Source organism: Bacillus sp. NSP9.1 (assembly GCF_000465465.2).
In the GTDB taxonomy this organism is placed as follows: Bacteria; Bacillota; Bacilli; order Bacillales; family Bacillaceae; genus Bacillus; species Bacillus sonorensis_A.
The window spans coordinates 4,072,473-4,090,377 of sequence record NZ_CP048273.1 but is presented as its reverse complement, the minus strand read 5'-3'; the positions used below and the strand labels follow the sequence as shown (position 1 = coordinate 4,090,377).

Here is a 17,905-nt window from a genome sequence, read left to right as displayed (position 1 = left end):
AGTGACAGAATTATTATTGAAATACTTTCGCGAAAAGCAGAAGGAAGTGCAAGCGGAAAAAACGTATGACACGCAATGCCCGTTTTGCAGCATGCAATGCAAAATACAGCTCATCGAACAAACGATTGTGACCAGGAAAAAGTACAGTGCGGTTGGGAAAGACAATCCGACGACAAAGGGGCGCTTATGCATGAAAGGAATGAACGCCCATCAGCATGCATTCCATCCGGAGCGCATCACACATCCGCTGCTCAAACAAAACGGCGAGTTCGTGCGTGTATCGTGGGAAGAAGCGCTTCAATACATCAGGGAGCAAGTGACAAACATTCAACGTGAAAACGGCTGTGATGCCGTAGGTGTCTACGGAAGCGCGTCACTGACAAACGAAGAAGCATATCTGCTCGGTAAATTCGCCCGCGTCGCCTTGAAAACGAAGCATATAGACTATAATGGCAGGCTGTGCATGTCAGCCGCGGCCACGGCAGCCAATCAAACCTTCGGGATGGACCGGGGGCTGACAAATGCGCTTTCCGAAATTCCCCACGCGAGAGTCATCATCCTTGCCGGGACGAATATTGCCGAATGCCAGCCGACGATCATGCCTTACTTTGAAGAAGCGAAGGAAAACGGAGCCTACATCATCGTCATTGACCCGCGCGAAACGGCGACGGCGGGCATCGCCGATCTGCATTTGAACATCAAGCCCGGGACAGATGCCGCACTTGCAAACGGCATGCTGAAGATCATTATAGAAGAAGGGCTGACAGATGAGACATTCATCAGGCAGAGGGCGGAAGGCTTTGAGGATGTGAAGCGCTATGTGACCTCATTGTCATTGGCGGATATATCAGAAAAGACCGGTGTGCCGGTCGATCAGATCAGAAAGGCTGCCGTGAAATTCGCCCGCGAGGAAACGGGGATGCTGTTTACCGCAAGAGGAGTTGAACAGCAGACAGATGGAACAGCGGCTGTCAGGAATTTACTGAATATTCTAATATCAGTTGGGAAGATCGGCAAATTCGGCTGCGGCTACGGAGCGATCACCGGTCAAGGAAACGGACAGGGAGCGAGGGAACACGGCCAGAAAGCGGATCAGCTTCCCGGATACCGTTCCATTGAAAACGAAAGACACCGCGCCTATATAGCAGATGTCTGGGGAATCGCGGAAGATGAGCTGCCGCGAAAAGGAGTCTCCGCTTACGAAATGATGAAAAAAATTCATGAGGGTGGGATCACCGGCATGTTTTTCATGTGTTCAAACCCTGTCGTATCCAGCCCGAACGCCAATTTCGTCAAAGCCGCTTTAAAACAGCTCAAGTTTTTTGCAGCCGTTGACCTGTTTATGTCAGAGACGGCAAGGCTGGCCGATGTCATTTTGCCCGCTTCGTCCTACCTTGAAGACGAAGGGACGATGACAAACGTAGAAGGCAGGGTCACATTAAGAGAGGCGTCAAAGCCTTGCCCGGGGGAAGCGAGGCATGACTGGCAAATCATTTGCGACATTGCTGAGATTTTAGGAAAAGGCCGCTTTTTCTCCTATGAATCTGCCGAGGAGATTTTTAATGAACTGCGGAGAGCAAGCCGTGGCGGAATCGCCGATTATTCGGGCATCACCTATGACAGGCTCAGACGGGAAGGCGGCATTTTATGGCCCTGTCCCGAACAGGGGCACCCGGGGACAGAGCGCCTGTTTGCAACGGAATTCGCCCATCCGGACAAAAAAGCAAAAATGTGTGTCGTCCCTAATGAACCGGCGGTCAAAAAAGATGAGCCGACTGAAGAATACCCGCTCTGTTTAACGACGGGAAGGGTGATGTCCCATTATTTAACAGGTGTGCAGACAAGAAAAAGCGCTGCGCTCAGGGCGAGGCACTTTGAATCATTTATGGAAATCCATCCGAAAACAGCGGCCAAGTATAAGATTGAAGACCGCGTTTTGGTAAAGGTTGAATCAAAAAGAGGGAGCATGGTCGTCAGAAGCAAATGGTCAGAGTCGATCAGGCCGGACACCGTTTTTGTACCGATGCATTGGGCCGATTCGCAAAATGTGAACAGTCTGGTGGCGGAAGATTTGGACCCGTCTTGCAAAATGCCGGGTTTTAAGGTCACTTCTGTCCGCATTCGCCCTGCTGATGACAAAATTGTGAATAAACTGTCATAAAAAGTCATAAAAAGTTAACAAAATTAAATATAATTTGTGATAGTTTTAAAGATGTAGATGAAATACATTTTTTGGACGATCGCGTGAATTGTTTAAAAAAAGGGGAGGATCATAGTGGAAAAAAAGCAGCTGGTTCTTGTGGGGAACGGTATGGCCGGGGTCAGGGCCATCGAAGAGATTCTCAACATTTCAAACGACCAATTCCAGATTACGATTTTCGGAAAAGAACCGCATCCAAACTATAACCGGATTCTTCTTTCCAAGGTGCTGCAGGGAGATACGGACGTAAAAGACATTACACTGAATGATTGGGCTTGGTATGAAGAAAACGGTATTCAGCTATATACGGGTGAAGAGGTTGTCAAAGTCGATCCTGAAGCCAAAACGGTAACGACTGACTCCGGCAGGGTTCAGCCGTATGATGAATTGATTTTGGCGACCGGCTCTCTCCCTTTCATCCTGCCATTGCCCGGGGTGGATAAAGAAGGTGTGACAGCTTTTCGTGATATCAAGGATACCGATGTCATGCTTGAGGCTTCGAAAACGTACAAAAAAGCGGCTGTTATCGGCGGCGGACTGCTCGGTCTGGAAGCGGCGCGCGGGCTGCTCAACCTCGGTATGGACGTCACCGTCATCCACCTTGCGCCATATCTGATGGAACGTCAGCTTGATGCGACAGCGGGACGCCTTTTGCAAAAAGAATTGGAAAAACAGGGCATGACGTTTTTGCTTGAAAAGCAGACGGAAGAAATCTGCGGAGACGAACGTGTAGAAGGATTGAAATTCAAAGACGGATCAACGCTTGAGGCAGATTTAGTCGTCATGGCGGTCGGGATCAAGCCGAACGTTCAGCTTGGAAAAGACTGCGGCGTCCCTGTCAACAGAGGGCTGATCGTCAATGATTATATGGAGACTGAAATCCCTCACATATACGCCGTCGGGGAATGCGCCGAACATAGAGGAATTGCCTATGGACTTGTCGCTCCTCTTTACGAGCAGGCCAAAGTAATGGCCAAAAAAATCTGCGGCGTTGAGACGAAACCGTATGAAGGTTCTGTTTTGTCAACACAGTTAAAGGTTTCCGGAGTCGAAGTGTTCTCTGCCGGCGACTTCAATGAGGATGATGACGAAGGCAAAAAAGCGCTCAAGGTGTTTGACGAACAGGATGGCATCTATAAAAAAATCGTGCTCCGCGGAAATCAAATCATCGGGGCCGTATTGTTCGGCGACAGCAGTGAAGGAAACAGGCTGTTTTCGATGATTCAAAAAGGAGCAGACATTTCAGAAACTTCCAAAGTTTCAATCTTGCAGCCTTTGAATCAGGAGGAAGGCATGAGCATCACGGCGGCCATGAGCGATGATGAGATCGTCTGCGGCTGTAACGGTGTTTCAAAAGGAATGATCGTGCAGGCCATTAAAGAGCAGGGTTGTTCTTCAGTGGATGAAATCAAGTCATGCACGGGCGCATCCCGTTCATGCGGAGGCTGTAAACCGCTTGTGGCCGAGATTCTTCAGCATACGCTCGGTTCAGACTTTGACGCAGCCGCCCAAAAAGAAGCGATTTGCGGATGTACCGACCTGTCCAGAGATGAAGTGGTGGCAGAAATCAAAGAGAAAGGTTTGACACATACGAAAGAAGTTATGAATGTGCTCGGCTGGAAAACGGCGGAAGGCTGTTCCAAATGCCGCCCTGCGCTCAACTACTATCTTGGCATGATCAATCCGAAAGAATACGAAGATGAGAGAGAATCCCGATTCGTCAATGAACGGATGCATGCCAACATCCAAAAAGACGGCACATATTCCGTCGTCCCGCGGATGTATGGCGGTGTCACCAATTCGAACGATTTGCGGCGCATCGCCGATGTCGTCGATAAATATGACATTCCTCTTGTGAAAATGACGGGCGGACAGCGGATCGACCTGATCGGTGTCAAAAAAGAAGACCTTCCGAAAGTATGGGCTGATCTTGATATGCCTTCTGGATTTGCTTACGGCAAAACGCTCAGAACGGTAAAAACATGTGTAGGTGAACAGTTCTGCCGTTTCGGAACGCAGGATTCAATGGCTCTCGGGGTCGACCTTGAGAAAAAATTCGAAGGCCTTTACACCCCTCACAAAATTAAAATGGCGGTTTCGGCATGTCCGAGAAACTGTGCCGAATCCGGCATCAAAGATCTCGGTGTCGTCGGCATTGACGGCGGCTGGGAAATCTATGTCGGCGGAAACGGAGGTACACATCTTCGCGCCGGCGATCTGCTGATGAAAGTCAAAACGTCTGAGGAAGTCATTGAAATCACAGGCGCTTATCTCCAATACTACAGAGAAACGGCCAACTATTTAGAACGGACGTCCGCATGGCTCGAACGGGTCGGCCTGTCCCATGTCCAGTCCGTCTTGAATGATGAAGAGAAACGCAAAGAATTGAATGACCGGATGAATGAAGCGCTGTCTGTCCACAAAGATCCGTGGAAGAACTTTTTGGAAGATGAAAAGACAACGAAGCAGCTTTTTGAAAATGTCGTCACTTCTTAAATAATCCTTAAGGAGGAATTCGCATGGTGAACAAAGGCTTAACAAAGGTATATGTGGCAAAGGTCGGCGATTTGCCGAATCAGCTCGGAAAGACAGTGGTTGTTGAAGGAAAGGAAATCGCGGTTTTCAGGCTTTCAAACGGCGGCGTCCGCGCGGTTGAAAACCGCTGCCCCCACAAAGGAGGGGTGCTTGCCGAAGGAATGGTAAGCGGCGAATTCGTATTCTGTCCAATGCACGACTGGAAGATCAGCCTTGAAGACGGAAAAGTTCAAGAGCCGGATACAGGCTGCATCCAGACATATGAGACAGTGATTGAAGGGGAAGACCTGTTTATCGTATATTAAGTTGATGGCTGGTTTGTGCTTACACGGCCAGCGGACGCATTCACAGAATCGGCAGATGGAAGGATGACAGTTGATGGGGAATGGGAAAGTATTTTTTGTGGGAGCCGGTCCGGGAGATTCCGGGCTGATCACATTGAAAGGGAAGGCGCTGATTGAGTCGGCCGACGTTATTTTGTATGACAGACTGGTTAACCCCCGGCTGCTTGAGCATGCAAAAGCAACGTGTGAATTCATCTATTGCGGAAAGCTTCCAAACCGGCACTATATGAAGCAGAGTGAAATCAACGCACTCCTGATCGAAAAAAGCTTACAAGGTCTCAATATCGTCCGGCTGAAAGGCGGGGATCCCAGCGTGTTCGGCAGAGTCGGCGAAGAAGCGGCCGCCATTACTGAACACGGCATCCCGTACGAAATGGTGCCTGGGATTACCTCTGGAATCGCGGCGCCTCTGTATGCCGGATTGCCTGTGACCCACCGCGATTTTGCTTCATCCTTTGCTGTCGTGACCGCTCATGACAAGTCAGGCAAACCAGATATGGACTGGGAAGGCCTTGTCAGAGGCGTTCAAACCCTCGTCTTTTATATGGGTATCAAAAACCTCGGCTATATATGCGAGCAGCTGATCAAAAACGGCAAGTCCCCTTTCGTTCCCGTGATGGTGGTCCAATGGGGCACATGGGGCCGTCAGCGAAGCGTCAAAGGAACATTGGGCGACATCCGGGAAAAAATCGCGGCGCATCATATTCAAAATCCTGCGATCATCGTCATCGGCGATATCATCTCATTCCGGCAGCACAGCTGGTTTGAGGAAAAGCCTTGTATCGGGATGAATATTTTGGCCGTGCAAAGCGGAGAAGAAGAACACTTGCCGACCGGCCTTCTGCGGGAACAGGGCGCTGAAGTCATGGAATGGCCCAGGTGGAAACCGCTTGAAACGGCCGCTGATGATGCCGTCTTAAACGGGATCGACCGCTTTGACAGCATCCTGTTTACATCACAGAAATCGGTGCGTCTGTTTTTTAGCCGGCTGAACGCCCTGAAAATCGATATCAGACGGATTCGCGCCCGGCTTTACGCATCAGAGCCGCTTGTCCAAGCCGCACTCCAAGAACGGGGGCTTATGGCTGACCAGCAGAAAGATTTGCCCGATTCAGGCAGATGTTTATTGATCGGCAGCCCTCAGGCGGTTGAAGCAAAACCGCATCCTGAATGCGAGACGTTTATCACACATGAGCAGATGATCGATAACCGCTTCACCTCGATGATGAAAAGGGAAATCAATGAATTTCCCATCGACATCATCCTGTTTGCGAATCGGAAATGTGTCGAGCTTTTCATGAGCGAGGCAAAAGAGATCGGGATATCGCCTGACGATGCCATTGATCATATCCATGCTGTCTGCCTCAGTCATGAAGCGGAAAGAGCTGCTATCGAGGCTCGATTTAAGCTCGTTCATGTGCTCGGAGAGGATGTCCCCCTGGAAGACTATTTACATGAGCTGAATACTGCCAGACCGCAAGTATCTATCGCAAATCGGTAAAAAAGCAGGGGAATTCCCCTGCTTTCTGCTGTTTGTTATGGTTTCCCGTATAAAGGCGCAATCCGGTCAATCCGATTTGTCCAGATTCCCCCTGTGTAATCTTCAGGCAGTCGCTTGATGTCTTCAACCGTGTCAAATCCGCTTGAAAAACCAAGTCCGCTTCCGCCTGTCACAATCACCCGCGTATCTGCTTTATCCATCCGATTGAAAAAGCGGTCCGGCCATCCCCACAAAAAGGGCGCAACTTTTTCAGGAATGTGCAGCTGTGTGTGTTTGCAACCGTCCGGAATGTACCCCGTCCATCCGGCAGACATATATCGAATGAGACAGGCTTTCATCGTTTTTTTTGACATCACCCTAAGCTCAGGAAGCGTTTTCTTTAACGCTGCAATCGGTCCATCGCCGCCGTATACAGTCAGCTTGCGGAGCCGTTTTCGCGGGAGGCTGTCGAGTATTTTGGCCAGCTGAACCCCTTCATTCGGGTCATGGCTTTTGATATGAATGAGGAGCTCGCGATTTGGAAAATGTTCGAGAACCTCGGTGAAGGACGGCATAAGGCCGATGCCTTTGCCGCGAAAAGGATGTGTTTTTCCATGATCGGCGGTATAGCCATAACCGATATCAAGCTTTTTTAATTCTGCCATTGTATAATCTTTTGTCATCCCTGTGCCGTTTGTCCGGCAATCGAGCGTCCAATCGTGAAACACGGCGAATTGTCCGTCTTTTGTCGGCTTAATATCAAGTTCTACAACATCGGCCCCGGCCCGGAAAGCTGCTTCCATTGCCGGCAATGTGTTTTCAAGGTAAGAGTGTTCAGGCCGGTCAATCCGCTCTGCCGTACATGTATCGCTTTCAACCCCTTCCATCGGAAAGGTCTGTGACAGTCCCCGATGCGCCAGCAGCACCGGCTTTCCGCTTCGGTCGTTTGCGAGAAAAGAAGAATTGTTGAAATAGATAAAGGTAATGAATAAGAGGACCATCCACCAAGCTTTTCTCTTAAAACGCTTTCTGCCCTTTTTCATGGCTAACCGAACAAAACGGTTTTTAAATAATCAAGGTCAGCTTCTATATGCCTTTTCATCGACTCGGCCGCTTTTTGTTGGTTTCTGTCCCGCATATGCTTAAAAATCTCCTCATGCTGGCCGATGATGTCCAAACTGCGCTCCCGTTTTTCAAGGTTTTTGCTTCGATAAAAAAAGGTGAGAGACCGCAAATCGAGAAGCTGCTTTTGCAGGCGTACATTTTCGCTCGCTTCTATAATCAAATCATGAAACTTCGTATTCAAGTGAAGCAGGGCATTGGCCGATTCCCCGTTTTGCTTTTCAAATTGGTGATTCGCTTCGCGCAATGTATCGGCTATAAGGTCAAGGGTTTCAGCGGATGCAAGGCGCGTCGCCAAGCTTACGGCCAGTGATTCGAGCGCCTGGCGGCATTGATAAATATCCTCCAGGTCTTTGATTGTCGGCTCGTATACGGTTATTCTCGATTTGTCGTCAACGAAAAGCAGGCCTTCTTGTTCAAGCGTCCGAATCGCTTCTCTGACAGGGCTGCGGCTTACCTCCAGTTCTCTGGCAATTTGCGATTCATAGATTCGTTCCCCTGGCTGATATTCCCCTTTTATAATCATGTCTTTTAAATAATGGTGGACTTGATCATAGTAAGAGACTGCACGCTGTATGGAAAATTTCACGCTGTTCACCTCGTTTGTTTTTCACTGCCGAAATCATTAATAGTCTAGCAAAAATCTTCAAAAACCTTCAACCTTATATTTCCATAATCTTGATCAATTTGTGACAAAAAAGTGTTGACTGCTATTCCGTGTCCGTTATACTTAAATTATACCTGTCGACAGTCGGCGGGTTGTTCATTGATTACTATTGTAAGCGCTTTATTGATAGAAGGGAAGGGGGAAATATTAATGAAATCAAATGTTGCATCAGCTTGGGATATGCTTTGGAGGTCACACAGGGAAGCCAAAAGGCTGCTGATGTTCTCCGTACCCGCCAAATCCGGAAAGGATGCCGGATTGCCGTTCAAGGCGGATCAGCTCACGCGGGAAGAGAAACCGCCAGGCTATAAAACGCCGCAAAAAATCGGCTTGCTGCTTGGCCCTGCACTGTTTTTCGCCGTTATTTTGTTCTTTTTTCCCGAAGGGTTGAGCTATGAAGGCCGAATGGTCTTGGCGACCACATTATGGGTGGCGGTTTGGTGGATTACCGAAGCCGTGCCGATTCCTGCAGCATCCCTGCTGCCGATTGTGCTGCTTCCGCTGACGGGAGCGCTGGAAGGAGATGCTGTCACAGCAAGCTATGGCGATCCGATTGTGTTTTTGTTTTTAGGGGGATTTCTGATTGCCCTTGCCATGGAGCGCTGGAATCTGCATAAACGGATCGCGCTCAACATTATATCCATCGTCGGCACAAGCACATCAAGAATTGTTCTTGGGTTTATGGCGGCGACAGGCTTTTTGTCGATGTGGGTCTCCAACACGGCCGCGGTGATGATGATGCTGCCGATTGGAACGGCCATTATCCATCAGGTGTCTGCGGTTATGAAATCCGAAGGAAAAGATTTCGCCGGCGAGGAAGAGAAATTTTCCAAGGCCCTCATCTTCAGCATCGGGTACGCGGGAACGATCGGCGGACTCGGAACGCTGATCGGTACACCGCCGAACATTATTTTGGCGGCCAATATTCAAAAGCTGTACGGAGCGGAAATTTCTTTCGCCGGCTGGATGGCCTTTGCCGTGCCGGTTGTTGTGATTTTGCTTGTGGCGGTATGGCTTTACTTGACCAAGGTCGCCCACCCGATCAAAATGAAACAGCTGCCGGGCGGAAAAGAATTGATTCTTGAAGAAAAAAGAAAGCTTGGAACGATCAGCTTTGAAGAAACAATGGTGCTGCTCGTGTTCGGCTTCGCCGCGTTTATGTGGGTGACAAGAACATTTTTATGGGACGATCGCATACCAGGCATTTCTGATACGATGATCGCAATTTTTGCAGCTTCACTGCTTTTCCTCATTCCATCATTGAATAAAGGCGGAAGGGTATTGGACTGGACGGTGTCAAAAGACTTGCCATGGGGCATCCTCCTGTTGTTCGGCGGAGGTCTCGCCCTTGCGACAGGCTTTAAAGAAACGGGTTTGGCCGAGTGGATCGGCGGACGGCTGACAATATTAGACGGATTTAATTTTGTTATTATCGTCGTCGTCTCAGCGGCTTTGGTGCTGTTTTTGACTGAAATCACATCCAATACGGCGACGGCCACGATGATTCTGCCGGTGCTGGCGTCGCTTGCGCTGGCGCTCAACGTCCATCCTTTTGCGCTGATGGTGCCTGCGGCGATGGCGGCGAACTGCGCGTTTATGCTTCCTGTAGGGACACCGCCGAATGCGATTATTTTCGCTTCGGGAAAAATAAAAATCAGCGAAATGGTCAGGACGGGATTTATCATTAACATCTTCACACTGATATTAATTGTCGGAGCTGTGTTCTATATCCTTCCTCACCTGTGGGGAGTCGATCTGACCATCTTTCCCGACCAGTTGAAGCGGTAAACAAAAGCCGGGCTGACATAAGCCCGGCTTTATTCGTGTTTGTCTTTTTCTTTTTGGGGTATTCGGATTATCGTGTAGAATACCCAATTTTAAATAGATAACACCTACCATACCATAAATCGGATAATAGTGTGGAATCCCATATGCAAAATCTCCTCATTCAAAACTTGTCTAAAGGTAAACAATTTCCCCATTCATATAGAAAATCGCATAAAAAATAATATCCTCTAACTATTGACTCTTACGTTGCGTAATACTTTATAGTAGCAGTTGAAGGAGGTGCAAAAAAGATGGATATGAAAGTAAAAGAAGTAGCTGAAATGGTTGGAGTAAGTATTCGTACACTACATCATTATGATCAGATTGGATTATTGACTCCAAAAGAAATCACCGATTCTGGCTATCGGCTTTATTCGGAAGAAAATCTTGAAAAGTTACAACAAATTTTATTTTTCAAAGAGCTTGATTTCTCCCTAAAGGAAATTAAAAGGATTATTAATAGTCCGTCGTTTAATCGACAGGAAGCGTTAATCTTACAACGAAAAATGTTGATCGAGAAACGGAATAGAGTCGATAAAATGATAGAAACCATTGATAAAACGATTAAACATATGATGGGAGAAATTCAAATGACAAACGAAGAGAGGTTTGAGGGGATTAACTTTAATCATAACCAATATGAGAAAGAGGCTCGCAAGCGTTGGGGAGATCAACCTGTCAACAAGATTAATGCTAAATTAGAGAGAATGACTAAAGATGAACATAAAGGTTTATCTGAAAAGTGGGATATGATTTTCAATAAACTTGCACTCCTTCGTGATCAATCTCCCAAATCTAAAGAAGTACAAGTAACAATTAAAGAATGGTATGACTTTTTAAATGAAAACTTTGGCAAATACTCTCCTGATGCCATTTATGGATTGGGTCAACTCTATATTAACGATGAACGATTTACCAAAAACATTGATCAATATGGTCATGGATTAGCTAATTTTATGAGCGAAGCGATGAAAGTCTATTCAGATAATCAAAAATAACAAAGGTGGTAGCAATGAAAATAGTAATCGAAAATACAATCGAGCAATATGAAAAGTTGTTCTCTATGGAGAAAGAAAAAGAAAACTACTTTCGGTATTCTATGATGAAACCTTTTGAAAAAATGTGGAATACCATTAATGTTCCTTTAAAAGCCAATCAACCTAATGGATATGACGTAATAATGGCTACAAAAATGCTTGGGTATCTTGATATAACGGAAAACGAAATTGGAAAGATAGCGTTAGAGAATTTAAAGGAGATTCAAGCTCTTCAAACGGCATATGATACCTTGAATCACTGTGCTGATTTTATACAGGAGAATAACTTAAAAATAAATACTGATGAATTGAAATTTGGAATGTATATAGCTGATCCAAAGAAGCTCGAATTACAAAAAGGTTATTGTGGCTTTGGGGGAATTCCAGGATTTATTCAAGTGTCAATTTTCCCTAACTCCTATAATGTTCCTAAAATCCCTGCTGTCATTGCACATGAATTTCATCATAATATCCGTTTTTCTTATTTTGATTGGGATCATGGTAACGTTACAGTTGGAGATTACCTAATTATAGAAGGTTTAGCAGAGTCATTTGCAAAAGAGCTTTATGGAGAAGACCTTTTAGGTCCTTGGGTTACTTCTTTTGATAAAGAGGACTTAGAATACTCAATCGAAATAATAAAAGATGCGTTAAATGTTAAAGGATTTGCAGAGGTTAGCAGTTATATGTTTGGTGACACCGTTGCAAAAGAACAGGGGTATCAACCTGTTGGGTTATCACCGTTTGCGGGATATACAGTAGGATACCAAGCAGTACAGTCCTTCATGAAAGCCAATAATGTGGGGATAGGAGAAGCTACCTTACTTAGTGCAGAGGAAATACTAAACAATTGTGAACTGTTTTCCTAATAGCCTTTTTAACTATGAAGCATTACTATTACAATTTAGTAATGCTTTTCTTGTTTAACAGCAATTCATAAATGATTCTTATTGGAAAATAATCAATACAATAAAGGAAATGAAATAATGACAACCAATATGCTCAATCTACCAAGTTTTAAGATTCTTGATATGAAGGAGAGTGAATATGATTATAGATTCTTAGTAGAGACTACTTTACCACCCTCTTCTTACTGCCCAAAATGTGGTACGGTTGCTAATCTATACAAGCATGGTAAAAAGGAGCAGTTATTCTTTGATTTGCCGATGCACGCAAAACGAGTAGGGATCTTCGTTAAAAGACAACGGTACAAATGTAAGGAATGCGGGGCTACATTCTTTGAAAGCCTACCAGATATAGATGATGGGCGATCAGTCACTAATAGACTTATAGAATGGATTCAACAAGTAAGTCTTGAAAAAACCTTCACCAGTGTTGCAGATGAGATTGGTGTCGATGAAAAGACTGTCCGAAACATTTTTAATGACTACGTTACATTGCTTGAAGCACAAACAGACTTTAGAACTCCAAAATGGCTTGGTATTGATGAAGTCCATCTACTCAAAAATTATCGTTGTGTCATTACAGACGTTGAAAACAAGTCTGTAACTGACATTTTACGAAAACGTAATAAAGATACTGTTATCAGTTACCTCTCAAAGCTCCAAGACATTGATAAAATTGAATTTGTAGCAATGGATATGTGGAATCCTTATAAAAGTGCTGTTAATACAGTGATACCACATGCCAAAATTGTAATTGACAAGTTTCATGTTGTTAAATTAGCCAATGAAGCCTTGGAAAAGATACGAAAGGCTAACCGTCAAAATGTGTCAGCCAAAGAGCGTAGGCAACTCATGAGAGACCGTTATGTGCTTCTGACAAGGCGTAAAGACCTTAATGACTTCGACGATCAAATAAAATTGCAGGTATGGACTGATATGTTCCCGTTACTGGGACAAGCATACGAGCTTAAAGAACAATTCTTTGACATCTATGAAGCTGAATCAATCAACGAAGCCTATAAACTATACCAAAATTGGCTTTCAAATATTCCTAAAGAATTAATGACCTATTTTGAAGATCTTATTAAGTCAATGAGTAATTGGGAAGAAGAGATATTCAACTATTTTAGTTCTCCATTACAAACGCCTATACAGAGTCCTTGAATCGTTTAATTAAGACAATGAACCACGTTGGTCGAGGTTACTCTTTTGAAGCCCTTAGAGCAAAGATTTTATTTACTCAGGGTTATCGTAAAGTTAAAAGGAAAAAGAAATTCAAAGAAGTTGAAGTTACTTTCGGAAAAATATTACCTGATCAATTCCCAGGTTGGTTACAAACTGGTTACGAATGGGTCTATGAAGAAATTTATGGTGCTGACTTTTCCACCCTGACGAAGGCTATGGAAGAGGGTATATTTTAACCCTCTTTTTGAAGAGACTCATAATATTCGACTTTGGCATCGATTTTTTCTAAATTGGCCTGCAGTCTGCCAATGTCCTCCGCAATTTGTTTTCGATGGCTTTTCAGCATATCCCTGTTCTCCTTTCCGAACACATCAGAAAAATGGATGATGCTGTTTCCGAGATGAAGTTCGGCGTGCAGATAATTTTCCTTCATCTCCTTTAAACATCTCGATGTCATCGGCCAGCAGCACATTTTGAATGTCTCCGCCCAGTGTCTCCTGGTAGAAGCTGAGCGCTTCCTTGCAATTCTCAATAAAGAGATAAGGGTTTGCGCTTTTCAATGGAAGTGCCTCCTTTTTTCGGATCAACATATTTAGGTTGATGCAAATACAGGAGAAATAAACCAAATTGCGGTATAATCATGATAAAAAAGGATGATAAGCGTGAACAAGTCTGGACTGCCGCATCAATATCCATTTTTATTTGTCGACTGCATTGTTGATACTGAGCCGGGAAAATGGGCGAGAGGGTATAAATTGATCACGGAAAATGACTGGTTTATCACGGAGAGCCAACAGGACATGCCATTTTCCATCATGGTTGAATCTCTCGCTCAGGTTGCTGCATTTACCGCACAGGAAGACAGCACTGGGCTCGGCTTTCTTTCTTCTGTGAAAAAAGCCGAATGCATCGGCAGGGCGGTTCCGGGAGACAAGCTTGATCTGTATTTTGAAGTTGCCCGTTATAAACGGGGATTTTTATTCGGAAAAGGAATGGCCTCTGTTAACGGAACAAAAGTAGCGGAAGCTGAGCTGGGAATCTTTATGGAGAGCGGCAAGTGAATCAAGGGATGCTGAAAACGGTGATCATGTGAAGAGGAAGACAGATGAGGATGCAAATGAAGCTTTTCAAGTGATGACTGATTGCTGAGAATAACATGATTGCAAAATACAGGAGCGGGCATTGTGCCTCCTCTTTTTTAATCTGTTTTGTAGTTTTAAAATATATGATAAAATGACATTTGTTACTAAAATGGTGGAATTCTGTATTGGGGTTTCAGCTTATTAAATCTTAGACTAGAGGATGATGTTTTGTTTTCAAAAAGAAAATTTAAATTAACTGTCGTCACGTTGTCTTTGGTTTTGGGTTGTAGCGCTTGGGCTGGAGTGTTATTAGGAGCATCAGGACAGCAGGTTGGGCAGTCGGCACTGGCATGGCAACAGCTTATGACCTAGGTTCGCTTGCATGTCCAAACCAAAGCCTGTTTTAAAAAGATACCAACTGACTGTTAATTTTACTCCTATTGCACTTTTCACCTGTTTAACTCTTTTGTATCGTACACGAGATGTATATTCTACTTTGATATTGTTTATTTTAATGGTATTGAACATATTTTCTTTTGAGTTATTCATGAATCATAAATACGATGGCTCTAAGAAAAAAGCGATTCCAACAACGATATATTTCATATTATCAAGTCTGCTTTATATGCTAGCTTACATTTGGATAACAGGATATTAGGGGATGTCCCGACAAATAGATGGTGAACCGCGTAAGGCAGTTCACCATTTTTTTGTTTTAGATTGTTTAAGAGCCGCATTGCTCGGCGCTATTGTTCATTTCGTTTTCTTGACGGTTATGCTGACACTGCCGGCAGAAGCGTTAACCGTTGCACAGTCTTCAATGTCCACAACAGGTGTGACCGTTTTATGATCGATCTTGATCCCAGTGAAAGAGGTTGAAAAGTTCGCGATAATGGCGGATCGCTGACTTTCAGTTGAGACGGCTGCGGTGGCGAGTGTTTTCCATTTCGAGATGGAGCCGATGTTTGATCCCTTGATTTCCGCGATAATGCGTCCGGTATAGCCGTGGTTGTTTGTTCCCCAAAATGTAGCTCGTGTATTGCCATTCAAGTTTTTATAGATGGTCATTTGCACTGTGCTGCCAGGACGGAAGCCTTTTTTGTATGTAAATTGTTCCTTCCCTTCAATATAGGTTTCCTCATTTTTTGCCCCGACCTTCATCACCGGTTTCCAGATGTTATAGGTGCTGCTGTACTGAAGACCGATATCTGCTTCAGTTCCATTGACTGCACGAAAGCCCGAATAAATATAAGCAGTTGCGTTAGAGACTTTCATTGTGTTAGGAAGCTGGATTTTTGCAGTAAAAATCGAACCTGTGCTGTTCAAATAGGCGCGGCCCCCGATTCCTTTAGGCAGTTTGTTGGCTGCTTTTGCGACTTGAGCGTGTGCGCCGGGAAGTCCTGGAATACCTGCTGAACAGGTTCCGAACAAAACGGCTGTACCGATTGCAACCACTATCAATACTTTTTTCATCAATATGACCTCCGATTTTCCTGATGGACTGCACGATCAATTCTTATTGTAGCGCTGCTTACGTTTATTTTTTTAGAATAATTTGACAAGATGATAACATCTTTATCCAAGTGAATAGACTTAACGATTTCTTTGTCCTGGCCGATTTTTATATTAGAATAGATAGAAGCCTATAAAAACTGGAGGTATCTTAATATCGTGTCAGTCAATCAAACAGAACGAGTCGATGTGAAGCTAGTGGCATTGGATATGGATGGGACGTTGTTGAACGATGAGCAGACCATTTCAGATGAAAACAGAAAAGCGATTAAAGAAGCCGAAGAGAAAGGGGTATATGTCGTGCTCAGCACTGGACGGACGCTGATGACGTGCCGCGAATTGGCGGAGTCGTTGGAGCTGTCTTCATTTTTGATCACGGCTAATGGCAGTGAAATCTGGGATTCTTCCTTTCAGCTGGTTGAACGCCAGCTGCTTCACCCCGATCATGTGCAGATGATGTGGGATTTGCGCAATACACATCAAACCGATTTTTGGGCGGCCAGCGTCGATAAAGTGTGGAGAGGCGAGTTTCCTGATGATATACAGTCGTATGAATGGCTGAAATTCGGGTTTGACATTCCGGATGACGAAGTCAGAAACCGGGTGCTCGAGGAGCTGAAAAAAAACAAGGAACTGGAAGTCACCAACTCCAGCCCGACCAATATCGAAGTCAACGCCATCGGCATCAATAAAGCGGCGGCTTTGGTGAAGGTTTGCGAGCGCCTCGGCTTTACAATGGAACATGTGATGGCGGTTGGCGACAGTTTAAACGATATCGCCATGATCAAAGAAGCGGGGCTGGGTGTCGCCATGGGAAACGCCCAGGACATCGTCAAAGAAACAGCTGATTGGATTACGGATGCCAATACAGAACATGGTGTCGCAAAAGCGATCAGACATTGGGTATTGTCATAGAGGATGAATATATGAAAAAAAGGGCCGGACAGGCTCTTTTTTATTTAGAAATAAAAAATTTCGAAAAATAAAATATCCTGAAAATCCTTTATGATAGCGCCCTTTCGGCCGGTATATGATTAGGACATATGTCAGGTTTCTTAACAATATGATGCCAAGACGGTAAATCCCTGTTATAATCTATGTTAAGTTTGATTATTCGGAATAAAGGTTCCGAAAATCGGAACAAAAAGGGGATATACTAAAAATCGGCGAATTGCGGCATCAATAAACAGGGGGGATTAACATGAATCTAGTGGATCTAAACTGTGATCTCGGAGAGAGTTTTGGCGCCTATCAAATAGGCTTGGACGAGGATATTCTCGAATTTGTCACATCAGCCAATGTGGCTTGCGGATTTCATGCCGGAGATCCGGGTGTTATGCGGAAAACCGTGGCGATGGCGGCGGAAAAAGGCGTTCAAATCGGCGCTCACCCCGGACTTCCGGATCTGGCGGGATTTGGCCGCCGCAATATGGCCATTACACCTGATGAAGCATATGATCTCGTGGTATATCAAATTGGCGCACTGTCCGGCTTTTTAAAAGCAGAAGGTGTCAACATGCAGCATGTTAAACCGCATGGTGCACTTTATAATATGGCGGCAAAAAGCAGGGAATTATCGGATGCGATCGCTCAAGCCGTCTATAACACAGACCCCGAGCTGATTTTGTTCGGATTGGCGGGAAGCGAGCTCGTACTCGCCGGGGAAAGAGCCGGTTTGAAAACGGCTCATGAAGTGTTCGCCGATCGTACATATCAGGAAGACGGGACATTGACCTCCCGCCTGCAGGATGACGCGCTGATTCAAGACGATGATCAAGCGGTCGCTCAAGTCATCCGTATGGTCAAGGAAGGAAAAGTCCGCAGTCTGCAGGGAGCGGATGTCAGTCTGAAAGCAGATACCGTATGTATTCACGGCGATGGTGCGCATGCGCTTCAATTTGCGCAAAAAATCCGCCGTGAACTGGAATTATCAGATATAAAAGTACAAGCATTCTCAACATGATTGCCGACAAAAGGAGGAATACAATTTGAAGCAAAACAAAAAACGA

The 17,905-nt window shown here is 45.2% G+C and carries 14 protein-coding genes and 1 pseudogene; 11 read left to right on the top strand and 4 right to left on the bottom strand.

The window, feature by feature from the left end; genetic code table 11:
- The first annotated feature begins 1 nt into the window (after window position 1).
- The 4 genes from nasC (at window position 2) to cobA (ending at window position 6,580) form a co-directional block, all read left to right on the top strand.
- Window positions 2-2,161, top strand: coding sequence for an assimilatory nitrate reductase catalytic subunit NasC (nasC, locus tag M654_RS21225; RefSeq protein WP_026585929.1), 2,160 nt, complete (start codon window positions 2-4; stop codon window positions 2,159-2,161).
- 114 nt (window positions 2,162-2,275) lie between these two features.
- Entirely contained in the window at window positions 2,276-4,696 is a 2,421-nt protein-coding gene (gene nirB / locus M654_RS21220) for a nitrite reductase large subunit NirB (protein WP_026585930.1), read from the top strand.
- A gap of 23 nt (window positions 4,697-4,719) precedes the next feature.
- Window positions 4,720-5,040, top strand: coding sequence for a nitrite reductase small subunit NirD (gene nirD, locus M654_RS21215; protein WP_026585931.1), 321 nt, complete (start codon window positions 4,720-4,722; stop codon window positions 5,038-5,040).
- Between the two features lie 73 nt (window positions 5,041-5,113).
- Window positions 5,114-6,580, top strand: a complete 1,467-nt coding sequence (gene cobA / locus M654_RS21210; RefSeq protein ID WP_035427856.1) for a uroporphyrinogen-III C-methyltransferase — start codon at window positions 5,114-5,116, stop codon at window positions 6,578-6,580.
- Between the two features lie 35 nt (window positions 6,581-6,615).
- On the opposite strand, the gene M654_RS21205 is transcribed toward cobA, so the two are convergent.
- Together M654_RS21205 and M654_RS21200 are read right to left on the bottom strand one after the other, a co-directional pair.
- Window positions 6,616-7,602, bottom strand: coding sequence for a glycerophosphodiester phosphodiesterase family protein (locus tag M654_RS21205; protein WP_026585932.1), 987 nt, complete (start codon window positions 7,600-7,602; stop codon window positions 6,616-6,618).
- A gap of 2 nt (window positions 7,603-7,604) precedes the next feature.
- The gene (locus tag M654_RS21200; RefSeq protein WP_026585933.1) at window positions 7,605-8,270 is read right to left on the bottom strand and encodes a GntR family transcriptional regulator; all 666 of its coding nucleotides are present in this window, start codon (window positions 8,268-8,270) and stop codon (window positions 7,605-7,607) included.
- A gap of 228 nt (window positions 8,271-8,498) precedes the next feature.
- On the opposite strand from M654_RS21200, the gene M654_RS21195 reads away from it, so the two are divergent.
- The 4 genes and pseudogenes from M654_RS21195 to M654_RS21180 all read left to right on the top strand — a co-directional run bounded on the left by M654_RS21195 (window position 8,499) and on the right by M654_RS21180 (window position 13,538).
- The gene (locus M654_RS21195; RefSeq protein ID WP_026585934.1) at window positions 8,499-10,136 is read left to right on the top strand and encodes an SLC13 family permease; all 1,638 of its coding nucleotides are present in this window, start codon (window positions 8,499-8,501) and stop codon (window positions 10,134-10,136) included.
- 290 nt (window positions 10,137-10,426) lie between these two features.
- Window positions 10,427-11,173: a MerR family transcriptional regulator gene (locus M654_RS21190; RefSeq protein ID WP_026585935.1), complete on the top strand. Its 747-nt coding sequence runs from the start codon at window positions 10,427-10,429 to the stop codon at window positions 11,171-11,173.
- A 14-nt stretch (window positions 11,174-11,187) separates the two neighbouring features.
- Window positions 11,188-12,081, top strand: a complete 894-nt coding sequence (locus M654_RS21185; protein WP_026585936.1) for a DUF2268 domain-containing putative Zn-dependent protease — start codon at window positions 11,188-11,190, stop codon at window positions 12,079-12,081.
- Window positions 12,082-12,198: 117 nt separating this feature from the next.
- Window positions 12,199-13,538, top strand: a pseudogene (locus M654_RS21180) (ISL3 family transposase).
- Between the two features lie 135 nt (window positions 13,539-13,673).
- Here M654_RS21180 and M654_RS21175 read toward each other — a convergent pair.
- Complete coding sequence (locus tag M654_RS21175; protein WP_051290335.1) at window positions 13,674-13,862, bottom strand: hypothetical protein; 189 nt, start codon at window positions 13,860-13,862, stop codon at window positions 13,674-13,676.
- 102 nt (window positions 13,863-13,964) lie between these two features.
- Here M654_RS21175 and M654_RS21170 point away from each other — a divergent pair, with 102 nt between their 5' ends.
- Window positions 13,965-14,363, top strand: a complete 399-nt coding sequence (locus M654_RS21170) for a 3-hydroxyacyl-ACP dehydratase FabZ family protein (protein WP_026585937.1) — start codon at window positions 13,965-13,967, stop codon at window positions 14,361-14,363.
- A gap of 774 nt (window positions 14,364-15,137) precedes the next feature.
- On the opposite strand, the gene M654_RS21165 is transcribed toward M654_RS21170, so the two are convergent.
- Window positions 15,138-15,857 (bottom strand): YrpD family protein, encoded by a 720-nt coding sequence (locus tag M654_RS21165; RefSeq protein ID WP_026585938.1) that lies wholly within the window; start codon window positions 15,855-15,857, stop codon window positions 15,138-15,140.
- A 198-nt stretch (window positions 15,858-16,055) separates the two neighbouring features.
- Between M654_RS21165 and M654_RS21160 the strand changes: the two genes are divergently transcribed.
- On the top strand, window positions 16,056-16,811 hold the full coding sequence (locus tag M654_RS21160) for a Cof-type HAD-IIB family hydrolase (protein WP_026585939.1): 756 nt from the start codon (window positions 16,056-16,058) through the stop codon (window positions 16,809-16,811).
- 286 nt (window positions 16,812-17,097) lie between these two features.
- Window positions 17,098-17,859, top strand: coding sequence for a 5-oxoprolinase subunit PxpA (pxpA, locus tag M654_RS21155; RefSeq protein ID WP_026585940.1), 762 nt, complete (start codon window positions 17,098-17,100; stop codon window positions 17,857-17,859).
- Window positions 17,860-17,905: the final 46 nt, after the last annotated feature.

What these genes read in the sequence shown, in the direction of transcription:
- nirD (WP_026585931.1), top strand. Translation starts at nt 4,720, where the DNA reads ATGGTGAACAAAGGCTTAACAAAGGTATATGTGGCAAAGGTCGGCGAT.
- cobA (WP_035427856.1), top strand. Translation starts at nt 5,114, where the DNA reads ATGGGGAATGGGAAAGTATTTTTTGTGGGAGCCGGTCCGGGAGATTCC.
- M654_RS21205 (WP_026585932.1), bottom strand. Translation starts at nt 7,602, where the DNA reads ATGAAAAAGGGCAGAAAGCGTTTTAAGAGAAAAGCTTGGTGGATGGTC.
- M654_RS21195 (WP_026585934.1), top strand. Translation starts at nt 8,499, where the DNA reads ATGAAATCAAATGTTGCATCAGCTTGGGATATGCTTTGGAGGTCACAC.
- M654_RS21190 (WP_026585935.1), top strand. Translation starts at nt 10,427, where the DNA reads ATGGATATGAAAGTAAAAGAAGTAGCTGAAATGGTTGGAGTAAGTATT.
- M654_RS21185 (WP_026585936.1), top strand. Translation starts at nt 11,188, where the DNA reads ATGAAAATAGTAATCGAAAATACAATCGAGCAATATGAAAAGTTGTTC.
- M654_RS21165 (WP_026585938.1), bottom strand. Translation starts at nt 15,857, where the DNA reads ATGAAAAAAGTATTGATAGTGGTTGCAATCGGTACAGCCGTTTTGTTC.
- pxpA (WP_026585940.1), top strand. Translation starts at nt 17,098, where the DNA reads ATGAATCTAGTGGATCTAAACTGTGATCTCGGAGAGAGTTTTGGCGCC.